Here is a 22,993-nt window from a genome sequence, read left to right on the forward strand (position 1 = left end):
GCGGCGCGCCGCTGACCCGCCGTCAGCGGCGCACCGCGTCCAGCGCCAGCAGCGCCACGTGCAGCGACAGGCAGGACTCCACCTGGTCCAGGTCGACGCCCAGAATCCGCTCCACCTTGTGCAGCCGGTCGTAGAACGACGGCCGGGACAGGTGCGCGGCGTCGGCCGCCGCCGACTTGTTGCGGCCCTGCTCCAGGTAGATCCGCAGCATCTGCACCAACTGGCCGCCGTGCTCCGCGTCGTACGCCAGCAGCGGGCCCAACTCCCGCTCCACGTACGTCTGCAGGCGCTCGTCATCGCGCAGCAGGTGCAGCAGGCCGCGCAGCCGGACGTCCGGCAGCCGGTAGTACGCCGCCCGGCCGCCCGGCGCGTCGTGCAGCGCCGCGTCCGCGACCTGGGTGGCCTCCAGCAGGGTGCGCCGGGCGTCCCGGACCGAACCCACCGAGGAGCCGACCGCTATCACCGGCTCGGCCGCCACCCCGTCCCGGCCCGCCTCCGCGGACAGCCGGCGCAGCGCCGCCGCGAACGCCTCCAGCGAGGCGTGCTCCTCCTGCTGCGAGCCCAACGCCACCAGCAGGCCCACCCCCTCGTCGTCCAGCGCGCCGACCAGCGCCGACAGCCGGGAGGTGCGGATCGCGGTCGCCGCCAGCTCGGTGAAGTCCCGCAGCCGGGCCTGCGCCTCCAGCGCCGCCGGCAGCGGACCCTGCCGCTGCCGCAGCACCACGCCCACCAGCCGGCGCCCCTCCAGCGGCACGCCCAGCGCCTGTGCGCGCAGCGCCACCTCGGAGACCGTCAGCGCGTGGGTCAGGATGCCGGACAGCAGGGTGCGGTGGGTCTGCCGCTCCAGCGACTCCCGGTCGCGCACCACCAGCCGGTTCAGCGCCAGCGTCGCCGCACCGCGCTCCAGCAGCATCGCGTGCGGGTGCGGCACGTCCGGCGGCAGCGGCACCGGCTCGTCCACCAGCACCAGCCGCCCCCAGTCCTGGCCGCGCGCCCCGACCGTGGTCACCAGCCAGCCCGAGCGCGGGTCGTAGCCGGTGCGGCCCGCCGGGTGGACGCCGCGCGAGCGGTGCTCCCAGTTCTCCAGCAGCTCCTCCTCGCCGCGCCCCGCCGGGTCGTGCGCCAGCACCTGGTGCGCCAGGTTCTCCAGCACCACCGGCGCGCCCGCCATCCGGGCCACCTGCCGCACCACCTCGGCGGGCTCCGCGCCCTCGGTGGCCAGCTCGTTGAACACCTGGTGCACCGCCTCGGACACCCGCAACTGCTCCAGCTGCGCGTTCACCACCAGCGCGTGCACCGCCTCGGTCACCGCGACGAACTTCAACTCCCGGCGCAGCACCACCAGCGGCAGGCCGTGCCGCTCCGCCGCCGCCACCAGCGCCCGCGGCAGCGAGTCGAAGTACCGCCGGCCGAACTCGATCACCAGCCCCGCCACCCCGACCTCGGCCAGCTCCCGCACGTACCGGGCCAGCCCCTCCCGGTCCTCCGGCAGCGCGATGCCGGTCGACAGCACCAGCTCGCCGCCGCGCAGCACCCCCGCCACGTCCGGCAGCTCGCTCACGTGCACCCAGCGCACCGGCCGCTCCAGCGCCGCCGCGCCGGCCACCACCTGGGGCACCCCGCGCCGCATCACGTCGAGGTCGAGCACGCGGGCGACGGTGGGGAGCATCGCGGATACCTCCGGGGGGTTCTCAGGGGGACGGGGGTTCTCAGGGTGTCAGGACAATCATCCGCGACGGCGACGCCCTGTCGCCCGGACGCGGCCTTGCAGCATGTAAGGCCCTTCGATCGGGCCGTTGCTGAGTGACGCTTGCCCCCGGGGCCGAACCGAGGCATCGTCGGCCGGGTCGAGTAGGCAATGGAGGCAGCTCATGGACCTGACCAGCTTCAACGAGGGCGCGCAGCACATCGCGGGCCGCCCGGCCCGGGGCTCCGGCGGCGAGCCCTTCGCCGTGGTCAACCCCGCCAACGGCGCCACCGTCCAGCAGGTCGAACTCGCCACCGCCGCCGACGTCGACACCGCCGTCGCCGCCGCCCGCGCCGCCCTCCCCGAGTGGTCCGGCGCCACCCCCGGCGCCCGCTCCGAGGCGCTCAACCGCCTCGCCGGCATCCTGGCCGAGCACGCCGAGGACTTCGCCCGGGTCGAGACCGCGCAGACCGGCAAGCCGATCAAGCTCTCCACCGAGTTCGACGTCCCCGGCACGATCGACAACACTGCCTTCTTCGCCGGCGCCGCCCGCAACCTGGAGGGCAAGGCCGCCGGCGAGTACAGCGGCGACCACACCTCGTACGTACGCCGCGAGGCGATCGGCGTGGTCGGCAGCATCGCGCCCTGGAACTACCCGCTCCAGATGGCCGCCTGGAAGATCCTCCCGGCCGTCGCGGCCGGCAACACCATCGTCCTCAAGCCCGCCGAGATCACCCCGCTGACCTCGCTGATGTTCGCCCGCGCCTGCACCGCCGCCGGCATCCCCGACGGCGTCGTCAACGTCGTCACCGGCGCCGGACGCACCGCCGGCGAGCACCTGATCGGCCACCCCGACGTCGCGATGGTCTCCTTCACCGGCTCCACCGCCGTCGGCAAGCGGGTCGCCGAGATCGCCACCGCCACCGTCAAGCGCACCCACCTCGAACTCGGCGGCAAGGCCCCCTTCGTGGTCTTCGACGACGCCGACCTCGACGCCGCCGTGCACGGCGCCGTCGCCGCCTCCCTGATCAACAGCGGCCAGGACTGCACCGCCGCCACCCGCGCCTACGTCCAGCGCCCGCTCTACGACGCCTTCGTGGCCGGCGTCGCCGAGCTGTACGACGGCATCCGCCTCGGCGACCCGCTGAACCCGCAGACCGACCTGGGCCCGCTGGTCTCCTACGCCCACCGCGACCGGGTCGCCGGCTTCGTCGAGCGCGCCCGCTCCTACGCCACCGTCGTCACCGGCGGCCCCGCCACCGGCAAGGGCCACGACGGCACCGACCTCGCGCTCGGCGCCTACCACCGCCCCACCCTGATCACCGGCGCCGCCCAGGACAGCGAGGTCGTCCAGGGCGAGATCTTCGGCCCGGTCCTCGTCGTGCTGCCCTTCGACAGCGACGAGGAGGGACTGCGCCTGGCCAACGACACCCCCTACGGCCTGGCCGCCTCCGCCTGGACCCGCGACGTCCACCGCTCGCTGCGCGCCACCCGCGAGATCGCGGCCGGCTGCGTCTGGGTGAACGACCACATCCCGATCATCAGCGAGATGCCGCACGGCGGGTACAAGGCGTCCGGCTACGGCAAGGACATGTCGCAGTACTCGCTCGACGAGTACACCCAGGTCAAGCACGTCATGTTCGACACCACCGCGGTCGCCCGCAAGGACTGGCACCGGACGATCTTCGGCGACCGCTGACCGCGGGCCGCCCGCGGACGGCCCCCGATCCGTGTAAGAGATCCCCGGTACCCCGCTCTCCCGGGTGACGGCAGCAGGCACCCCGCCCGCCGCCCGCCACCCGGGAGAGACGAGGAACCGCACGTGAGCACCGTCCGCCACCCCAGCGCCCTGCACTGGCTGGCCGAGGCCGCCCCCGACCCCGACCACTGCCGGCGCACCTGGGAACGCACCCGGTTCGGCCTCGCCCTGCTCCCCGCCGGCCGCCGCTGGGACGTCCTGCACGCCCCCGGCCCGCTCGGCCGCCCCGCCGCCGCGCTGCTCGACCGGCTCGGCGGCGGCCCCGTCCTGGAGGACCCCGACGGCGACACCGTCGGCTTCCTCGTCCCCGTCGGCACCGCCGACCGCTGGACCGGCACCGGCATCCGCGCCTCCGGCGACGGCACCTGGATCGCCGTCCCGCACCCCACCCGCCCCACCCGCGGCCCGCACTGGCTGATCCCCCGCACCCCGACGGCCGACTCGTCGACCCCCGCGCCCTCGAACTCGCCCTGCACGACGCCGCCGCGCACCTGCGCGGGCCGTACCAGGACGGGACGGGTGGGGTGCGGGACGGACGGGAGCGGACGGGGCGGGACGGACTGCACTGGATCGGGCCGGACGGGACAGACTGACCCCATGGACGACACCAGCCCCGCCGACCTCGTCGACGAACTCGGGCCGCCCGGCGACGGCGACCGCGACCGCGATCGGGACCGCGACCGCGAGCGTGATCGCGACCGTGCCGCGCTGCTCGCCGCCGTCCAGCCGTACTGCCTGCGGCACGCCCTCACCCTGGCCGGACCGGACGCGCTGCGCCTGCACGGCCTGGCCGCCCCCGTCCGCGGCACCGACCTGCTGCTGGTCACCGCCGAAGGCCCGCCGTTGGCCGACCTCGCCACCGGACTCGCCGAGACCCTGCGCGCCGCCGGCCACCGCGTCCAGGCGGCACCCGGCACCGCCCGCCGCCGCCAACTCGCCGTCAGCACGGGGGAGCCGCCCCTGAACGGCGTCCCGGGAGGGCCCCCGCGGGCCGAGCCGCCGCCGCTCGGCGTCGAACTGCGCCGCGAACCGCTGCGCCACCCGCCGACCCTCCCCGACGGCGCCCCCGTCCCGGTCGCCGCGCTGGACGACGCCGCCGCGCTCGCCGTCCTCACCCTCTGCGAACGCGCCCTGCCCGCCGACCTCCAGGCCCTGCACGCCCTCACCGACCACCGGCGGGAAGGCGAACTCCTCTCCCTGGCAGGCGCGTTCGACGAGGACTTCACCGCCCGCGCGCTCGCCGACCGGCTGGAGACCGCCGCCGCCCTGCTCCCGCCCGAGGCCACCGGCACCCGGCAATGGGCCGAGACCTGGGCCCAGGACCTGCGCCTCGACCTGCTGGAGACCACCGCCCTCGCCGACGGCCTGCACGACCCCTACCTGGACCACCTGGACCACCTCGACCGCCTGGACTCCCCGGACCCGGCGGACCACTCCGACGACCTGTAAGGGTGAATCGCGCTTCCCCGTCAGGGTGCTCGTTGAGCGGGCCCGCCGTCCCGCGCAGACTGGAGAACGAGCGCGGGACATCCGTGGACATCGGAGGCAGAGACCCTTGAGCAGCAAGCACATCACCCACTGGATCGGCGGCCAGTACGTCGCCACCGCCGGAACCGCGCCCCGCCGCGGCGACATCCACGACCCGGCCACCGGCCAGGTCACCGGCCAGGTGGACTTCGCCGAGATCGCCGAGGTCGACCAGGCGGTCGCCGCTGCCGCCCAGGCGTTCACCACCTGGCGCCAGGCCTCCATCGCCAAGCGCACCCAGGTGCTGTTCAACTTCCGCGAGCTGTTCAACGCCCGCAAGGACGAACTCGCCGCGATCATCGTCTCCGAACACGGCAAGGTGCACTCCGACGCCCTCGGCGAGCTGGCCCGCGGCCAGGAGGTCGTCGAGTACGCCTGTGGCATCCCGCAGCTGATCAAGGGCGGCTTCACCGAGCAGGCCTCCACCGGCGTCGACGTCTACTCGATCCGCCAGCCGCTCGGCCCGGTCGCCATCATCTCGCCGTTCAACTTCCCGGCCATGGTGCCGATGTGGTTCTTCCCGATCGCGATCGCGGCCGGCAACACGGTCATCCTCAAGCCGTCCGAGAAGGACCCGTCCGCCGCCAACTTCATCGCCGAGCTGTGGAAGGAGGCCGGCCTCCCCGACGGCGTCTTCAACGTCGTCCACGGCGACAAGGTCTCCGTCGACCGCCTGCTGGAGCACCCCGACGTCAAGTCGGTCTCCTTCGTCGGCTCCACCCCCATCGCCCGCTACGTGTACGAGAACGGCACCCGCTACGGCAAGCGCGTGCAGGCCCTCGGCGGCGCCAAGAACCACATGCTGGTGCTCCCCGACGCCGACCTCGACCTGGCCGCCGACGCCGCCATCAACGCCGGCTTCGGCGCGGCCGGCGAGCGCTGCATGGCCGTCTCCGTCCTGGTCGCCGTCGACCCGATCGGCGACGAGCTGGTCGCCAAGATCAAGGAGCGGATGGCCACCCTCAAGGTCGGCCCCGGCTGCAACGGCGACTCCGAGATGGGCCCCCTGGTCACCGGCCAGCACCGCGACAAGGTCACCTCCTACGTCGAGTCCGGCGTCGCCGACGGCGCCGAGCTGGCCGTCGACGGCCGCAAGCACGCCATCGTCGCCGAGGACGCCACCGGCGCCCCCACCGCCGACGGCTTCTGGCTCGGCCCCACCCTGTTCGACCACGTCAAGCCGGGCATGTCCGTCTACAACGACGAGATCTTCGGCCCGATCCTCTCGGTCGTCCGGGTCCCCTCCTACGACGAGGGCCTGGAGCTCATCAACGCCAACCCGTACGGCAACGGCACCGCCATCTTCACCAACGACGGCGGCGCGGCCCGGCGCTTCCAGAACGAGGTCGAGGTCGGCATGGTCGGCATCAACGTGCCGATCCCCGTCCCCGTCGCCTACTACTCCTTCGGCGGTTGGAAGGCCTCGCTGTTCGGCGACTCCCACGCCTACGGCGCCGACGGCGTCCAGTTCTTCACCCGCGGCAAGGCCGTCACCCAGCGCTGGCTCGACCCCTCGCACGGCGGCATCAACCTGGGCTTCCCCACCAACAACTGAGCAGCCCACCGCCCCCCGGCACGACCGAAGGCCGGCCCCCACCCGGGGCCGGCCTTCCGGCTGTCATCCCGGCTGCCACCGCCCACTGCGGGCAGTTGTTTGCACCGGGCCCGGATTCGGCGTAGTGTTCACTGGTCGCTCGGCAGGGAGCACCGGACACGTATCTGCGTGGACGGTCCCGGGGTGGCCAATCCCTTGAGAAACCGGTTCGGCTGATCCGTGACGGGTCGCGTGTCTTTCGCGTCCCCGTTCGTATTTGTCGTGCGCTTTTTCGGAGATTGCGTCCGATTCGCTTTTCGGAGCGGGGATCGGCTAGAGTTTGAAACGTCGGAAGGGCCGTCAGGTCGCGGAAGACGAAAGCGAGTCGGGAAAGAGCACGAGCTCGGATCTGATAAGCTGGGAACACGAAAGAACGAAGCGCCCGGAGGGTTCGCAGGAATGCGGCTCGAAGGAAGCGTCCGTTCCTTGAGAACTCAACAGCGTGCCAAAAGTCAACGCCAGATATGTTGACATCCCCGGCCTCGACTCTGTTCGGGGTTGGAGATTCCTTTTGAAGTAAAACACTAGCGAGGACGCAGTGCGCGGGGCCGCCCTATTCCGGTGGTTGCCGTGCCGCTCTTTCGTGGAAGCATTCACGGAGAGTTTGATCCTGGCTCAGGACGAACGCTGGCGGCGTGCTTAACACATGCAAGTCGAACGGTGAAGCCCTTCGGGGTGGATCAGTGGCGAACGGGTGAGTAACACGTGGGGAATCTGCCCTGAACTCTGGGACAAGCCTTGGAAACGAGGTCTAATACCGGATACGACCTTCTCCTGCATGGGGGTTGGTGGAAAGCTCCGGCGGTTCAGGATGATCCCGCGGCCTATCAGCTTGTTGGTGGGGTAATGGCCTACCAAGGCGACGACGGGTAGCCGGCCTGAGAGGGCGACCGGCCACACTGGGACTGAGACACGGCCCAGACTCCTACGGGAGGCAGCAGTGGGGAATATTGCACAATGGGCGGAAGCCTGATGCAGCGACGCCGCGTGAGGGATGACGGCCTTCGGGTTGTAAACCTCTTTCAGCAGGGAAGAAGCGCAAGTGACGGTACCTGCAGAAGAAGCACCGGCTAACTACGTGCCAGCAGCCGCGGTAATACGTAGGGTGCGAGCGTTGTCCGGAATTATTGGGCGTAAAGAGCTCGTAGGCGGCCTGTCGCGTCGGATGTGAAAGCCCGGGGCTTAACCCCGGGTCTGCATTCGATACGGGCAGGCTGGAGTGTGGTAGGGGAGATCGGAATTCCTGGTGTAGCGGTGAAATGCGCAGATATCAGGAGGAACACCGGTGGCGAAGGCGGATCTCTGGGCCATTACTGACGCTGAGGAGCGAAAGCGTGGGGAGCGAACAGGATTAGATACCCTGGTAGTCCACGCCGTAAACGTTGGGAACTAGGTGTTGGCGACATTCCACGTCGTCGGTGCCGCAGCTAACGCATTAAGTTCCCCGCCTGGGGAGTACGGCCGCAAGGCTAAAACTCAAAGGAATTGACGGGGGCCCGCACAAGCAGCGGAGCATGTGGCTTAATTCGACGCAACGCGAAGAACCTTACCAAGGCTTGACATACGCCGGAAACTGGTAGAGATATCAGCCCCCTTGTGGTCGGTGTACAGGTGGTGCATGGTTGTCGTCAGCTCGTGTCGTGAGATGTTGGGTTAAGTCCCGCAACGAGCGCAACCCTTGTTCTGTGTTGCCAGCGAGTAATGTCGGGGACTCACAGGAGACTGCCGGGGTCAACTCGGAGGAAGGTGGGGACGACGTCAAATCATCATGCCCCTTATGTCTTGGGCTGCACACGTGCTACAATGGCCGGTACAAAGGGCTGCGATGCCGCGAGGCGGAGCGAATCCCAAAAAGCCGGTCTCAGTTCGGATTGGGGTCTGCAACTCGACCCCATGAAGTTGGAGTTGCTAGTAATCGCAGATCAGCATGCTGCGGTGAATACGTTCCCGGGCCTTGTACACACCGCCCGTCACGTCACGAAAGTCGGTAACACCCGAAGCCGGTGGCCTAACCCGCAAGGGGAGGAGCCGTCGAAGGTGGGACCAGCGATTGGGACGAAGTCGTAACAAGGTAGCCGTACCGGAAGGTGCGGCTGGATCACCTCCTTTCTAAGGAGCACATGGCCGCTTGCGAGCGCATGTCTCGCACGGTTGCTCATGGGTGGAACGTTGACTATTCGGCACACACGGTGATGGATCGCCAGTACTGCCCCTCCGGGGTGTGGAACGCGGCTTCGGTTCATCGGGTGTGTCGGGCACGTTGTTGGGTCCTGAGGGAACGGCTTGCCGTTGTCTCATGGATGCCGGCCTCAGGCGAGGCCACCTGTGAGGGTGGTTGCGTGTGGGTGTCTGGTCGTTGTTTGAGAACTGCACAGTGGACGCGAGCATCTGTGGCCAAGTTTTTAAGGGCGCACGGTGGATGCCTTGGCACCAGGAACCGATGAAGGACGTGGGAGGCCGCGATAGGCCCCGGGGAGCTGTCAACCGAGCTTTGATCCGGGGGTGTCCGAATGGGGAAACCCGGCAGTCGTCATGGGCTGTCACCCATACCTGAACACATAGGGTATGTGGAGGGAACGCGGGGAAGTGAAACATCTCAGTACCCGCAGGAAGAGAAAACAACCGTGATTCCGGGAGTAGTGGCGAGCGAAACCGGATGAGGCTAAACCGTTGTGGTGTGAGACCCGGCAGGGGTTGCCAGAGCGGGGTTGTGGGAAAGTTCTTCAGTCGTCTGCCGGCGGCTGGGCGAGTCAGAAACCGTATGGGTAGTCGAAGGACATGCGAAAGGTCCGGCGTAGAGGGTAAGACCCCCGTAGACGAAATCTGTACGGCTCGCTTGAGCTTCTCCCAAGTAGCACGGGGCCCGAGAAATCCCGTGTGAATCTGGCGGGACCACCCGCTAAGCCTAAATATTCCCTGGTGACCGATAGCGGATAGTACCGTGAGGGAATGGTGAAAAGTACCGCGGGAGCGGAGTGAAATAGTACCTGAAACCGTGTGCCTACAAGCCGTAGGGGCAGTCCTTTTGGGGCTGTGACTGCGTGCCTTTTGAAGAATGAGCCTGCGAGTTTGCGGTGTGTAGCGAGGTTAACCCGTGTGGGGTAGCCGTAGCGAAAGCGAGTCCGAATAGGGCGACCATAGTTGCATGCCCAAGACCCGAAGCGGAGTGATCTAGCCATGGGCAGGTTGAAGCGCGGGTAAGACCGTGTGGAGGACCGAACCCACCAGGGTTGAAAACCTGGGGGATGACCTGTGGTTAGGGGTGAAAGGCCAATCAAACTCCGTGATAGCTGGTTCTCCCCGAAATGCATTTAGGTGCAGCGTCGCGTGTTTCTTGCCGGAGGTAGAGCACTGGATAGGCGATGGGCCTTACCGGGTTACTGACCTTAGCCAAACTCCGAATGCCGGTAAGTGAGAGCGCGGCAGTGAGACTGTGGGGGATAAGCTCCATGGTCGAGAGGGAAACAGCCCAGAACACCGACTAAGGTCCCTAAGCGTGTGCTAAGTGGGAAAGGATGTGGAGTCGCAGAGACAACCAGGAGGTTGGCTTAGAAGCAGCCACCCTTGAAAGAGTGCGTAATAGCTCACTGGTCAAGTGATTCCGCGCCGACAATGTAGCGGGGCTCAAGCACATCACCGAAGTCGTGTCATTGCAGCAATACTCCCAACGGAGGCTGTGATGGGTAGGGGAGCGTCGTGTGCCGGGTGAAGCAGCCGAGGAATCGAGTTGTGGACGGTTCACGAGTGAGAATGCAGGCATGAGTAGCGATACAAGAGTGGGAAACTCTTGCGCCGATTGACCAAGGGTTCCTGGGTCAAGCTGATCTGCCCAGGGTAAGTCGGGACCTAAGGCGAGGCCGACAGGCGTAGTCGATGGACAACGGGTTGATATTCCCGTACCCGCTTTGAAGCGCCAACGTCGAACCTCTTGATGCTAAGCCCGTGAAGCCGGCCCGGAGTCTTCGGACAAAGGGACGTGGTGGAGCCGGTGACCCAACGGGGTAGTAGGTGAGCGATGGGGTGACGCAGGAAGGTAGTCCGGCCCGGGCGGTGGTTGTCCCGGGGTAAGGGTGTAGGACGTTGCGTAGGCAAATCCGCGCAACATGAGTCTGAGACCTGATGCCGAGCCGATTGTGGTGAAGTGGATGATCCTATGCTGTCGAGAAAAGCCTCTAGCGAGTTTCATGGCGGCCCGTACCCTAAACCGACTCAGGTGGTCTGGTAGAGAATACCGAGGCGTTCGGGTGAACTGTGGTTAAGGAACTCGGCAAAATGCCCCCGTAACTTCGGGAGAAGGGGGGCCATTGCTGGTGACGGGACTTGCTCCCTGAGCTGGTGGTGGCCGCAGAGACCAGCGAGAAGCGACTGTTTACTAAAAACACAGGTCCGTGCGAAGCCGTAAGGCGATGTATACGGACTGACGCCTGCCCGGTGCTGGAACGTTAAGGGGACCGGTTAGTCCGATTTCGGTCGGGCGAAGCTGAGAACTTAAGCGCCAGTAAACGGCGGTGGTAACTATAACCATCCTAAGGTAGCGAAATTCCTTGTCGGGTAAGTTCCGACCTGCACGAATGGCGTAACGACTTCTCGACTGTCTCAACCACAGGCCCGGTGAAATTGCATTACGAGTAAAGATGCTCGTTTCGCGCAGCAGGACGGAAAGACCCCGGGACCTTTACTATAGCTTGATATTGGTGTTCGGTTCGGCTTGTGTAGGATAGGTGGGAGACTGTGAGACTCGGACGCCAGTTCGGGTGGAGTCGCCGTTGAAATACCACTCTGGTCGTGCTGGATGTCTAACCTGGGTCCGTGATCCGGATCAGGGACAGTGTCTGGTGGGTAGTTTAACTGGGGCGGTTGCCTCCTAAAGGGTAACGGAGGCGCCCAAAGGTTCCCTCAGCCTGGTTGGCAATCAGGTGTTGAGTGTAAGTGCACAAGGGAGCTTGACTGTGAGACTGACGGGTCGAGCAGGTACGAAAGTAGGGACTAGTGATCCGGCGGTGGCTTGTGGAAGCGCCGTCGCTCAACGGATAAAAGGTACCCCGGGGATAACAGGCTGATCTTCCCCAAGAGTCCATATCGACGGGATGGTTTGGCACCTCGATGTCGGCTCGTCGCATCCTGGGGCTGGAGTAGGTCCCAAGGGTTGGGCTGTTCGCCCATTAAAGCGGTACGCGAGCTGGGTTTAGAACGTCGTGAGACAGTTCGGTCCCTATCCGCTGTGCGCGTAGGAGTGTTGAGAAGGGCTGTCCCTAGTACGAGAGGACCGGGACGGACGAACCTCTGGTGTGCCAGTTGTCCTGCCAAGGGCATGGCTGGTTGGCTACGTTCGGGAGGGATAACCGCTGAAAGCATCTAAGCGGGAAGCCTGCTTCGAGATGAGCACTCCCACCTCCTTGAGAGGGTAAGGCTCCCAGTAGACGACTGGGTTGATAGGCCGGATATGGAAGCCCTGTGAGGGGTGGAGTTGACCGGTACTAATAGGCCGAGGGCTTGTCCTCAGTTGCTCGCGTCCACTGTGTTGTTCTGAAACAACGACCCCCGCGTCATGGCGGGCGGTGCACAGTTTCACCGTGTTTCGGTGGTCATAGCGTGAGGGAAACGCCCGGTTACATTCCGAACCCGGAAGCTAAGCCTCACAGCGCCGATGGTACTGCAGGGGGGACCCTGTGGGAGAGTAGGACGCCGCCGAACAATCTTTGTGGGAAAGCCCCCTGACGGGATGTCGGGGGGCTTTTTCGCGTTCCCGGAAGCCGACGGCGAGTGAGAGCCAGTGAGAGGGGTGGTGCTAGGTCCACCCCAAAGACGGGTGGCACGGCCAATGCGCCAGCCGGTGGACCGCGGGGAGACTGGGGAGCGTTCTGGAACGGGGTTCGGCTTCTCGGGGAGTGGTCTTGGCGACGACAGCGTGGTTCGGTCGGGTGGCCTTCGGGCCCGAGTTGGGGGAGCGGGCTCGGACGGCGGTGCGGGCCGGCGGGCAGGCCGTGGTGATGACGGCGGCGGCCGCGGTGGGGCTGGCGGTGCCGGTGCTGGCGGCGGTGTTCACGGAGGTGGTCATGCTCCACCTCTTCAACGTGGGGACGCTGGTGCCGTACTGCGTGGCGGCGCTGAGCATGGCGCTGGTCTGGACAGTGTCGACGTACTGGTTCGTGCGGCACGGTGCGGCGTGGACGCGGCGGCGGGTGGAACGGAGGGCGGCGCAGCCGTGGGTGGTGGTGTATTCGCCGAGGGAGGCGTTGGAGCAGGACCCTCGCGGGTTCTGGTGGACGGGGTACTCGTACCACCGGGGGCACGAGGTGGCGCGGGCGGTGCAGTTCGTGCAGTGGGCCGTGCGCGATCCGCAGATCAGGCGGGAGGCGCTCTGGCTGGTGGCGAATCCGGCGGGGTTGCTGGTGCTGGTGCTGCCGTTCCTCGGGCTGGTGGCGGGGGGCGTCGGGAGCCTGTGGGCGGCGGGGTGGCTGCTGCACGACACGTTCGGGCAGCTCGGCGGCTACATGAAGGCCGTGGGCACGGGTCTGTTCGGTGCGGGGCTGCTGGTGGCCGGACTGTCGGGGCTGCCGGCGGGCGTGCAGCGGCACGGCGTGTGGGCGTGCCGGGTGCTGGGGGACGGGCCGCGGCAGAGCCGGGCGCAGCTGACCGAGCGGGTGGCGCACCTGACGGAGACCCGGGCGGACGCGGTGGACGCGCAGGCGGCGGAGTTGCGGCGGATCGAGCGGGATCTGCACGACGGGGCGCAGGCGCGGCTGGTGACGATCGGATTGACGCTGGGGACGATCGAGCACCTGATGGGGACGGATCGGGAGGCGGCCATGGAGCTGCTGGCGGAGGCGCGGGAGGCGTCGGCGAAGGCCCTGCAGGAGTTGCGTGACCTGGTGCGGGGGATTCATCCGCCGGTGCTGGCGGAGCGCGGGCTGCCGGACGCGGTGCGGGAGCTGGCGTTGACGGCGGTGGTGCCGACGGAGGTGACGGTGAGTCTGCCGGGGCGTCCGGAGGCGGCGTTGGAGACGGCGGTGTACTTCAGCGTGAGCGAGCTGCTGGCGAACGCGGCGAAGCACGCCCGGGCCCGGCACGCCTGGGTGGACGTGCTGTACCGGGCGGGTCGGCTGCGGGTGGTGGTGACGGACGACGGGCACGGGGGTGCGCGGATGGAGGCGGACGGCGGGCTGCGGGGGATCGAGAAGCGATTGGGTACGTTCGACGGAACGATCTCGCTCGACAGTCCGGTGGGCGGGCCGACCACGATCATGATGGAGCTGCCGTGCGCGTTGTCCTCGCCGAGGATCTCTACCTCCTCCGCCAAGGTCTGACACGGCTGTTGGAGATCCATGGGTTCACCATCGCGGCGGCGGTGGAGACCGGGCCGGATCTGCTGGCCGCGCTGCTGTCCGAGCGGCCGGACGTGGCGGTGGTGGACGTCCGGCTGCCGCCGACGCTGACGGATGAGGGGTTGCAGGCGGCGCTGGCGGCGCGGCGGGAGATCCCGGGGCTGCCGGTGCTGGTGCTGTCGCAGCACGTGCAGCAGTTGTACGCGCGGGAGCTGCTGGCGGACGGGACGGGCGGGGTGGGGTACCTGCTCAAGGACCGGGTGTTCAACGCGGACCAGTTCGTGGACGCGGTGCGGCGGGTGGCGGCCGGAGGGACGGCGATGGACCCGGACGTGATCGGCCGGCTGTTGCAGTCCAACGCGGTGTCGGGGCCGTTGCAGCGGCTGTCGCCACGGGAGCGGGAGGTGCTGGGGCTGATGGCGGAGGGCTGTTCGAACTCGGCGATCGCGGCGCGGCTGACGGTCAGTGACGGCGCGGTGGCCAAGCACATCGCCAATATCTTCGGGAAGTTGGAGCTGGCGCCGACGGAGGACGGCAACCGGCGGGTGCTGGCGGTGCTGGCGTACTTGAACGGTTCGGCGGAGCGACTGGTGGACGGCTGAGCGCGGCCGTGGAGAGCCCGGCGCGCGGCTCGCAGGAGCAGGCGCAGAGGGAGAGGAGAGGGGAGGAGACGGGAGGAAGCGGGCGGGCGGGAGCCAGGAGCGGGGGCGGCGGTGGTGCGTGCGGTGGTGTGGACCAGTGGAGGTGCGGTGGTGGTCCGGGCTGGCGACAAGGGGGAACGCCCGTACGAGTAGTATCCGGTGGGCCGAGTCTGTCGACGGCGTACCGGCATCGCGTCCTGACGCGGTGATGATGCGTGCGCCCCGGGGCGGGGACGTGTACTCGGCGGCTACAGGTCGTATACGGCAGCTGCCGAGTCCCAGGGGTTGATCAACGAATGGCACGTCCTTCCCTTACCCGCGCGCACCGGGCACTGCTGGGTGTGGTGGCCATCGGCGCGTGCGTGATCTCGGGCATCGGTTTCGCGGGGTCGTACAACTCGGTGCGGGACCTGGCGATGGAGAAGGGCTTCGGCGCCTTCTCCTACGCCTTCCCGATAGGCGTCGACGCGGGCATCGTGGTGCTGCTCTCGCTGGACCTGGTGCTGACCTGGCTGCGCATCCCGTTCCCGCTGCTGCGGCAGACGGCCTGGCTGCTGACCGCGGCGACGATCGCGTTCAACGCGGCGGCGTCCTGGGGCGACGCGCTGGGCATGGCGATGCACGCGGTGATCCCGGTGCTGTTCGTGGTGGTGGTCGAGGCGTCCCGGCACGCGGTGGGGCGGATCGCGGCGATCACCGCGGACCGGCACATGGAGTCGGTGCGGCTGATGCGCTGGGTGCTGTCGCCGGTGCCGACGTTCCGGTTGTGGCGGCGGATGAAGCTGTGGGAGCTGCGCTCGTACGACGAGACGGTGCGGCTGGAGCAGAACCGGCTGGTGTACCGGGCGCAGCTGCGGTTCCGGTACGGGCGGGGCTGGCGGCGGTCGGCGCCGTTCCAGGCGCTGCTGCCGCTGAAGCTGGCGAAGTACGGCGTCCCGCTGGACCCGACGGTGCTGGACCGGATCGACGGTCCACTGGTGGTGCCGGGCAGCGCGGCGGCGGTCGAGCAGCCGGCCCAGGCCGTTCCGGCCGTTCAGGCGGGGCTGTCGGCGCAGGCGGTGGCGGCGGGTCAGACCGTCCAGGCGGTGCGGGGCGGCGGGGTGACGCAGGCTCAGCAGCCGATCCAGGCCCAGGCCCAGCAGCCGATTCAGGCGCAGGCCGCGGCGTCGGGTGTGCCGGAATCCCAGCCGCAGCCCCAGCCCCAGCCGGTGCCGCCGGTGTCGGCGGCGGTGGCGGTGCCGACGTTGGCGAAGCTGGCCGCGGTACGGCTGCGCGACCAGCAGGACCCGGAGGCGGCGCAGGCCGCGCCGGTGATCGACTCGTCCGCGGAGCTGAACGTGTGGACGGCCCGCCCGGTGCGCTCGCACGTGGCGGAGCCCGACCAGGTGCACACGGCGCGGGTGCCGGGGCAGGCGTCGCCGTGGTTCAAGGCGCCGCGGCCGAGCGGTCCGGAGGAGGCGGTGGCGGTTCGGCCGCAGCCGGGCTACCAGGCGTCGCGGGCCGAGGCGTACCCGGAGCAGGGCCTTGGCCCGGAGGAGTACCGCCCGGAGGAGTACCGCCCGGAGGAGTACCGCCCGGCGGCGAACGGGCACGGTCCGGCGACGCGTCCGCAGGCGGTCCGGCAGCAGGTACCGGCGCCGGTGACGGAGGGCGCGGAGCCGATCCTGGTACCCGGTCGGCCGATGCGGCTGGAGTCGATGATGGCGTCCGAGTCGGAGCCGCTGCCGTTCGACGAGGGGGACGCCCCGGCGCGCCGTCCGATCGCGGGCGCGGGTCAGGTGCTGGACGCCAATGAGTGCTTCGACGCGCTGGTCAGCTACATGGAGGAGAACCAGCGGCACCCCGACGAGCGCCGCTTCGCGGAGTACCTGAGCCAGCGCGGCGTCCCGGGTTCGCGGCCGGACGGCGGCGTCACGGTGAAGGACGTCGAGAAGGTCTGGCAGGACCTCCAGGAGCGGTACATGGAGTCCGGTCGGGGCGAGTGACCCGGCGGCCCCCCGCGGGGCCCGTTCGGAGAGACGTCCAGCAGGTGCGATGGCCGTCCGCCGGTTCTTCCGGTCGGGCGGCCATTGACGGTTCCGCGGACCCGCCGTTACCTTCGCCTCAACAAATTGTTGAAGTCGCGCGGTGAGTGGAGGAGCCCCGGATGTCGCAGCCCGCCCAGGTCGATGCCGTCCAGCCCGTCTCGTTCTCGGACGCCGCCCTGGCGGCCGTCGAGGCGCTGCTCGCGCCGGTGGACGCCGAGTTGACGCGGCGTTACCCGGGCGAGAGCGGTTCCCGGCAGCCGGTGCACACCGTGTACGTGCCGGCCGACGCGTTCGGGGCGCACACCGTCCGGGAGTGGGGCGCCCAGGCACTCGCCGCGTTCGACGAGCACGCCGGTACGCCCGGGCGGCTCGCCGCGGCGCTCGGGGTCGCGGACGACGCGCTGCTGGCCGACGTGCACGCCCGGGTGCGGGCCAAGCTGGAGCGCGAGCCGGTCGAGGACCTGCGGATCGACTTCGAGGACGGCTACGGTCCGCGCCCCGACGCCGAGGAGGACGCGGCGGCCGTCCGGGCCGCCCGCCTGGTGGCCGCGGCGGTCGCCGACGGCAGCGCCCCGCCGTACGTCGGCATCCGGATCAAGTGCCTGGAGGCCCCCGTCCGGGCCCGCGGCATCCGCACCCTGGAACTGTTCCTGGCCACCCTGGTGGCCGCGGGCGGGCTGCCGGACGGGCTGGTGCTGACCCTGCCGAAGGTCACCCACGCCGCCCAGGTCACCGCGCTGGTGCGGCTGCTGGAGGACTTCGAGCGGCGGGCCGGACTGCCCGCCGGACGGATCGGGTTCGAGATCCAGATCGAGACCACCCAGGCGATCCTCGGCCCGGACGGCCGGGCCACCGTCGCGCTGCTGATCGGGGCCGCCGAGGGCCGGGCCACCGCGCTGCACTACGGCACCTTCGACTACAGCGCCGCCTGCGGGGTCAGCGCCGCCCACCAGAGCATGGACCACCCGGCCGCCGACCACGCCAAGGCCGTCATGCAGGCCGCTGCGGCCGGCACCGGCGTCCGGCTCTCCGACGGCTCCACCAACGTCGTCCCGGCCGGCACCGCCGAGCAGGTGCACGCCGCCTGGCGGCTGCACCACGGCCTGGTCCGCCGCTCGCTGGCCCGCGCCTACTACCAGGGCTGGGACATGCACCCCGCCCACCTGCCCACCCGGTACGCCGCCGTCTACGCCTTCTACCGCGAGGGCCTGACCGCGGCCTGCGCCCGGCTCGCCACGTACGTCGCCAAGTCCGGCGGCGACGTGCTGGACGAGCCCGCCACCGCCCGCGCGCTCAGCGGCTACGTGCTGCGCGGCCTGGACTGCGGCGCCGTCGACCTCGCCGAGGTCACCGAGCGCACCGGCCTGGACCGCGCCCGGCTGGACGCCCTGGCCGGGCGCTGAGTCCGCCGCCGCACGGAGGCCCCCGGCGCACGGCATAGGCTGGGCGGGAGGACCGGCGCGGGACCGGGCGCCGAGACGAGACCGACAGCGGAGAGCACCAGCGCCATGGCGGAGCCGAGCCCCAAGCCGTACCTGACCGTCCGGGGCTCAGGCAGCCGCGAACTGGAGATCAAGAAGTCCCGGTTCATCTGCCACCTGGCGCGGGTCGCCGACGAGGACGAGGCGCAGGCGTTCGTCGCGGGCGTCCGCAAGCGGTACTGGGACGCCCGGCACAACTGCACGGCGTTCGTGGTCGGCGGCGAGCAGCCGCGCGAGCGCTCCAGCGACGACGGGGAGCCCGCCGGGACGGCCGGGGTGCCGATGCTGGAGGTGCTGCGGCGGCGCGGGGTGACCGACACCGCCGCCGTGGTGACCCGCTACTTCGGCGGGATCAAGCTGGGCGCGGGCGGCCTGGTGCGGGCGTACGGCGCGGCGGTGTCCGAGGCGCTAGACGAGGTCGGGCTGCTGGAGCGCCGGCCGGTCGCGCTGCTGTCGGTGGCCGTCGACCACACCCGGGCCGGGCGGCTGGAGAACGAGCTGCGGGCGGCCGGGTACGCGGTGGCCGGGCTGGAGTACCTGGCCGACGGGGTGCGGATCGAGGTCGGCGTGCCCGAACCGGCGACGGCGCAGTTCCACACCTGGCTGGCCGAGGCGACCGGCGGCTCGGCCGCGGCCCGCCCGGCCGGGCGCACCTTCGTCGAGGTCGAGGTCTGACCGCCGACCGGGGGACGCCCGGCATTGATCGCGGACGGGCGGGTAGCAGAGGCGGCACGGACGGTGTTCCCGTTGCCGTCCGATGACACCCGATCGAAGGAAGCGGGGCCCGATCCGGAACTTCCGCTCCTGATCGCTTCGTCTCCTAGAGACACGACCGACGATTCGCCAACGACTCCGGGGAGGAGGACTCGCAGACCCCAGCACCGCACCACGGGAGGTTCCGCGCATGCCCACCGACCACGCCCAGCCACCGTACCGGCTGACGGCAGCGACACCCCGCCCGCACCACGACACCACCGCCCTCGTCGACCAACTCCTCGCCGAACAGCTGAAGTCCGAGGGCCACGAGGAGCCCGCGCCCCGCGAGCGACAGGCCCCGCCCGAGCGACTACGCCTCGGCGACCGGGTCCTGCTGGACCGCGACGACGGCACACTGCCCGGCCGCGGTCCCGGGGCCCGCTACAGCCGCCGCCGACTGCGCACGCCCGCCGTGCACGGCACCGACCAACTGACCCTCACCCTCGCCTCCGACACCGCCGACGGACCGACCAGGCTGCGCATCGAGGCCGAACACCTCCCCGCCGGCCCGACCGTCACCCCACCCGGGCGGGTGCCCGTCCCCGACCTGGTCCGCAGCCTGCTGCCCCTGCTCGACGCCGCCGAGGGCCCGGTGCCACTGGCCGTCGCGCCCCGGCTGCTGGCACCCGCCGACCTGGACGGCCTGATCGACGAACTCTGCGACCCGGAACGGCGGTTGCCCACCGTGGTGGCCAGCGTCCCGCCCGCCGTGCCGGTCGACCGCTGGCAGCAGCAGGTGCTCGACCCGCTGGTGCGCCAACTCCCCGGCCTGGCCTCGCTGTACGTGCTCGGGCACGGCGCGCTGCCCCGGTTCAACCTGGCCCTGGAGTACCACAAGGTGTACGGCGGCGCGGTCCGCACCTTCCTGCCCGAGGTCGACCCGGCCTCCCGGGCCGACGCCGCCCGCCACCCCGTCCTGCCGCGCGGCCGGATCGACGAGAACCCGCGCCGCGCCGCCGCCCTGCTGGCCCGCGAGCCGCGCCGGATCGCCGCCGAACTGCCGCTGCCCGCGCCGCTGGCCGCCGTCCCCGAACTCTGGCTGCCGCCCGAGGCGCGCAAGGCGCCCGCCCCGCCCCGGGCCGCGGTCGAACGCCCGCCGGTGCGGCTGGAGCGCTGCCGGCTGCGGATCGAGACACCGCGCGAACCGCGCCGCGCCCGGTGCGGCACCGGCCCCGCCAGCTTCGGTGAACTCGTGGACCGATTCAGCGAGTTCGCGCTGCTGGAGTTCACCGGCGACAGCAAGGAGACGCTCGCCCTGGACGGCCAGAGCGAGGCCGACGGCTGGGCCCGGCTCACCTGGGACGGCCTGACCGCGCTCCAGGAGTACGCGGACGCCGCCGTGCGCGGCGAGGCCGGCGGCGACTTCAAGCAGTGGTGCGAGCACACCCCGCCCGGCTGCCACCGCTTCCCGCCGCGCAAGGCGGTCCGCGGCGAGTCCCGCACCGTCGCCAGCCACGGCAAGTGGAAGCGCCAGCGGATGCTGCCCGTCCCGCCCGACGTCGACTCCTCCTGTCGCGCGTTCATGGGCGCCCACCTGCGGATCGGCGGCGGCGGCACCGCCCCCCGGGTGCACTACCTGGACGACTGCTCCGGCAGCGGCCGGATCTACGTCGGCTACATCGGGCTGCACCTGACCAACACCCGCACCAACTGACCGCCCCGCGCGGGGGCCGGAACCGCCCCGGCCCCCGCCTCGGGCGGTCCCCGCGCCGCACCCGCACGGCGGACGTGCTCCGACCCGACCTGAGCGGACGTCAAGGGTCGGCCAAACCAGCCGGGTTGGCTGACCCCGGAGCCCGAACGGGGGACAATGCTGCTCGGGCCCCGTCGCGGCGGCCCGCCGACGTGCGCCGGACGAGCAGGGGGAACCACCGCCGATGCAGCATCCAGCCGAGGGCAGCGCCGACGGCACCACCACGGTGCTCCAGCCCGGATTCCTCGCCTCGCTGTTCCACGAACTCGGCGCCGACGAGGACGAGGAGCCCGCCGGGGCCCACCCCGGGCCCCCCGCGGGACCGCAGCCCCCCGAGCCCCCCGCCCGGCCCCCGGCCGGACCGTCGGCCGCGGTGCCGCCGCAGCCCGGCCCGGCGGACGCGCCAGCCGACCCGGACGACCCGGTGGCCGCGCACGGCCGGGCCGCCGCGCTCACCCACCACCGCACCCTCGCCGTCCAGGCCGACCACCAGCGCCTGGCCGACCTGCTGCGCCGGGCCGCCCGGCCGGTCTCCGCGATGGACTTCGAGAGCCAGCTGCGCAGCTACCAGCCCAGGCCGTTCCCGGACGCCGGGCCCGGAACGGGCGAACCCGAGCCCGCCTGGGCCGACTTCGCGCCGCCCGAGCCCGCCGGCGCCGACCCCGAGCAGCCGCGCTCGCGCCGCCTGCTCGACTCCGGCTACCAGCGCGAACTCGCCCAGGCCCGGCTGCGCCACCAGCGCGCGCTGCGGGAGTGGCGCACCCGGCAGGCCGAACTCGCCGACAGCGGCGCGGTCGCCGCCCGGCAGGCCCACGAGGAGGCCGAACGGGCCCGGGCCCGGGCCGTCCAGGAGTACAACGACAGCCTGGAGGAGTGCCGCCGCGCCTACCGGCAGGCCGAGCCCGCCGCCGTCGAGTCGCTGCTGGAACGGGCCCTGGCCGCCGCCGAGGGCGCCACCCAGGACCTGCCCGCCCCCTGCCACGCCGTCTTCCGCGCCCTCACCCGCACCGCCGTCCTCGACCTCGACCTGCCGCCGCTGGAGACCGTCCCCGCGCTCTCCGGCTACCGGCTCACCGGGACCGGCGCGGTCGAACCCGTGCCCCGCCCCGCCGCCGACGTCCGCACCGACTACCTGCGGCTGGCCGCCCGGCTCGCGCTGCGCGCCCTGCAGGCCGCCGACGCCGTCGACACCGAACAGGTGCTGTCCGGCGTCGTCCTGAACGGCTGGCTGCGCCTCCCCGGCCGGCCCGCGCGGTGCCTGCTCAGCGTCGACGCCGACCGGGACGCGCTGGCCCGCACCCGGCTGGTCCCCGACGCCGGGCACCTGGGCGACGGGGACGCGGACGGCGGCGTCTACGCGGAGGCCGAGCACGACGAGTCGCTGCTGCGGCTGCGCGCCCTGGCCGCCGTGATCACCCCCGACCCGTACGCGGACGAGGCGGTGCTGCCCTGGGGCAGCGCGTCCTCCGCGGTGCCCGCGTTGGGCGAGCTGTCGCCCGGCGAGTTCGCCCGGCTGGTGCGCGCCGTCCTCACCGCGGGCGGCCTGCGGGACTGGAGCGTCCGACTGCGCGGCCCGGCCGGCCTGGTCGCCACCGCCGAGGGCGAACCCGGCAGCCGGCTGCCCGGCCGCTGGGTGGTGTGGGCCTCCCGCGGCCCCGGTCCCGTCACCGCCGAGGAGATCGCCACCCTCGCCGAGGCGGTCCGCGAGGAGGGCGCCGACCGCGGCCTGCGGATGACCTGCGGCCGGTTCACCGACGAGGCGCTCGACCTCACCGGGGAGGAGCGCTACCAGCGCATCCACCTGATGGACGGCCCCGGCATCCGCGAACTCGCCCGCACCCACCTGGAACTGCCGCTCACCCTGTGAGGCCGGTGGGAACCCGCCGGAGACCGGTGGGAACCCGCCGGTTCGCCCGGCGGACGGCCGGACGGGCTGTCAGGCTGGGGGAGTGGAGAACCGATTCCCCGGCCACCGGCCCGACCGGAGCCCGACCGCACCGCCGACCGGGCGGGCGGCCGAGCACGACCGCGAACTGGCGATGGCCGAGATGTACGGCGAGTGCGGGCTGCTGCGCGAACTCGCCGAGTCCGCCGGCGTCCGCCTCGACGACACCGTCGAGTCGCTGACCGCCCTCGACCAGCTGCTGCCCCGCTGGCGCGACGACCGGCAGGTCTCCCAGTGGCTCGGCACCGACGCCGGGCTCTACCTCGGCACGGTGATCCGCCGCCGGGTCCCCGACGCCCGCTGGCGGCTCGCCGCCGACGGGCGGCCCCTGATGGTGCTCGGCACCGGCTTCGAACTCGACGCCACCGCGATCGGCCGCGACTGGGCCGAGCAGGGCGCGCCGCAGCTCGCCGCGGTCTACCGGGCCGCGAGCGACGACTGACGGCGGCGGGACCGGTGGGGTCGCCCGGGCCGTCCGGGGGCTGGTCCGACAGCTGATCCGGCGTCACCCCGACGGGCCGCCCGGGCGGCGCGGCACCGCCCGGGCCCGCAGGCTGG

General features: G+C 70.9%; 12 protein-coding genes and 3 rRNA genes. 14 read left to right on the forward strand and 1 reads right to left on the reverse strand.

Going from position 1 to position 22,993, the window contains the following annotated elements:
• Positions 1–22 precede the first annotated feature (22 nt).
• Positions 23–1,669 carry a PucR family transcriptional regulator gene (locus QMQ26_RS24130; protein WP_282202654.1) on the reverse strand — a complete coding sequence of 549 codons (1,647 nt, stop codon included), beginning with the start codon at positions 1,667–1,669 and terminating at the stop codon, positions 23–25.
• A 202-nt stretch (positions 1,670–1,871) separates the two neighbouring features.
• On the opposite strand from QMQ26_RS24130, the gene QMQ26_RS24135 reads away from it, so the two are divergent.
• From QMQ26_RS24135 to QMQ26_RS24205, 14 genes are all read left to right on the forward strand, one after another.
• Positions 1,872–3,386: a gamma-aminobutyraldehyde dehydrogenase gene (locus QMQ26_RS24135; RefSeq protein ID WP_282202655.1), complete on the forward strand. Its 1,515-nt coding sequence runs from the start codon at positions 1,872–1,874 to the stop codon at positions 3,384–3,386.
• A gap of 123 nt (positions 3,387–3,509) precedes the next feature.
• Positions 3,510–4,895, forward strand: a complete 1,386-nt coding sequence (locus QMQ26_RS37515) for a hypothetical protein (RefSeq protein ID WP_318552037.1) — start codon at positions 3,510–3,512, stop codon at positions 4,893–4,895.
• 106 nt (positions 4,896–5,001) lie between these two features.
• Positions 5,002–6,528 (forward strand): CoA-acylating methylmalonate-semialdehyde dehydrogenase, encoded by a 1,527-nt coding sequence (locus QMQ26_RS24150; protein ID WP_282202657.1) that lies wholly within the window; start codon positions 5,002–5,004, stop codon positions 6,526–6,528.
• A 631-nt stretch (positions 6,529–7,159) separates the two neighbouring features.
• Positions 7,160–8,676: ribosomal RNA gene (locus QMQ26_RS24155) — 16S ribosomal RNA — on the forward strand.
• Positions 8,677–8,959: 283 nt separating this feature from the next.
• Positions 8,960–12,068: ribosomal RNA gene (locus QMQ26_RS24160) — 23S ribosomal RNA — on the forward strand.
• A 76-nt stretch (positions 12,069–12,144) separates the two neighbouring features.
• Positions 12,145–12,261 (forward strand): 5S ribosomal RNA (rrf, locus tag QMQ26_RS24165).
• The 16S, 23S and 5S rRNA genes sit together here, the layout of an rRNA operon.
• A gap of 200 nt (positions 12,262–12,461) precedes the next feature.
• Positions 12,462–13,874: a sensor histidine kinase gene (locus QMQ26_RS24170; protein WP_282202658.1), complete on the forward strand. Its 1,413-nt coding sequence runs from the start codon at positions 12,462–12,464 to the stop codon at positions 13,872–13,874.
• Positions 13,826–14,494 (forward strand): response regulator transcription factor, encoded by a 669-nt coding sequence (locus tag QMQ26_RS24175; protein ID WP_100840478.1) that lies wholly within the window; start codon positions 13,826–13,828, stop codon positions 14,492–14,494. Before QMQ26_RS24170 ends, QMQ26_RS24175 begins: the two co-directional genes overlap by 49 nt.
• Positions 14,495–14,829: 335 nt before the next feature.
• The gene (locus QMQ26_RS24180; protein WP_282202659.1) at positions 14,830–16,518 is read left to right on the forward strand and encodes a DUF2637 domain-containing protein; all 1,689 of its coding nucleotides are present in this window, start codon (positions 14,830–14,832) and stop codon (positions 16,516–16,518) included.
• A gap of 161 nt (positions 16,519–16,679) precedes the next feature.
• Positions 16,680–17,963: a DUF6986 family protein gene (locus QMQ26_RS24185; RefSeq protein WP_282202660.1), complete on the forward strand. Its 1,284-nt coding sequence runs from the start codon at positions 16,680–16,682 to the stop codon at positions 17,961–17,963.
• 105 nt (positions 17,964–18,068) lie between these two features.
• The gene (locus QMQ26_RS24190) at positions 18,069–18,716 is read left to right on the forward strand and encodes a YigZ family protein (RefSeq protein ID WP_282202661.1); all 648 of its coding nucleotides are present in this window, start codon (positions 18,069–18,071) and stop codon (positions 18,714–18,716) included.
• A gap of 229 nt (positions 18,717–18,945) precedes the next feature.
• A complete protein-coding gene (locus tag QMQ26_RS24195; protein WP_282202662.1) occupies positions 18,946–20,451 on the forward strand; it encodes an ATP-binding protein in 1,506 nt (501 codons plus the stop codon).
• A gap of 223 nt (positions 20,452–20,674) precedes the next feature.
• Positions 20,675–22,357, forward strand: coding sequence for a restriction endonuclease (locus QMQ26_RS24200; protein WP_282202663.1), 1,683 nt, complete (start codon positions 20,675–20,677; stop codon positions 22,355–22,357).
• Positions 22,358–22,439: 82 nt separating this feature from the next.
• Positions 22,440–22,877, forward strand: a complete 438-nt coding sequence (locus QMQ26_RS24205) for a DUF6278 family protein (RefSeq protein WP_282202664.1) — start codon at positions 22,440–22,442, stop codon at positions 22,875–22,877.
• Positions 22,878–22,993: the final 116 nt, after the last annotated feature.

Source organism: Kitasatospora fiedleri, assembly GCF_948472415.1.
Taxonomy (GTDB): Bacteria; Actinomycetota; Actinomycetes; order Streptomycetales; family Streptomycetaceae; genus Kitasatospora; species Kitasatospora fiedleri.

Coding starts and splice junctions, on each gene's coding strand:
- QMQ26_RS24200 (WP_282202663.1), top strand. CDS start 20,675: ATGCAGCATCCAGCCGAGGGCAGCGCCGACGGCACCACCACGGTGCTC.
- QMQ26_RS24135 (WP_282202655.1), top strand. CDS start 1,872: ATGGACCTGACCAGCTTCAACGAGGGCGCGCAGCACATCGCGGGCCGC.
- QMQ26_RS24195 (WP_282202662.1), top strand. CDS start 18,946: ATGCCCACCGACCACGCCCAGCCACCGTACCGGCTGACGGCAGCGACA.
- QMQ26_RS24180 (WP_282202659.1), top strand. CDS start 14,830: ATGGCACGTCCTTCCCTTACCCGCGCGCACCGGGCACTGCTGGGTGTG.
- QMQ26_RS24190 (WP_282202661.1), top strand. CDS start 18,069: ATGGCGGAGCCGAGCCCCAAGCCGTACCTGACCGTCCGGGGCTCAGGC.
- QMQ26_RS24130 (WP_282202654.1), bottom strand. CDS start 1,669: ATGCTCCCCACCGTCGCCCGCGTGCTCGACCTCGACGTGATGCGGCGC.
- QMQ26_RS24185 (WP_282202660.1), top strand. CDS start 16,680: ATGTCGCAGCCCGCCCAGGTCGATGCCGTCCAGCCCGTCTCGTTCTCG.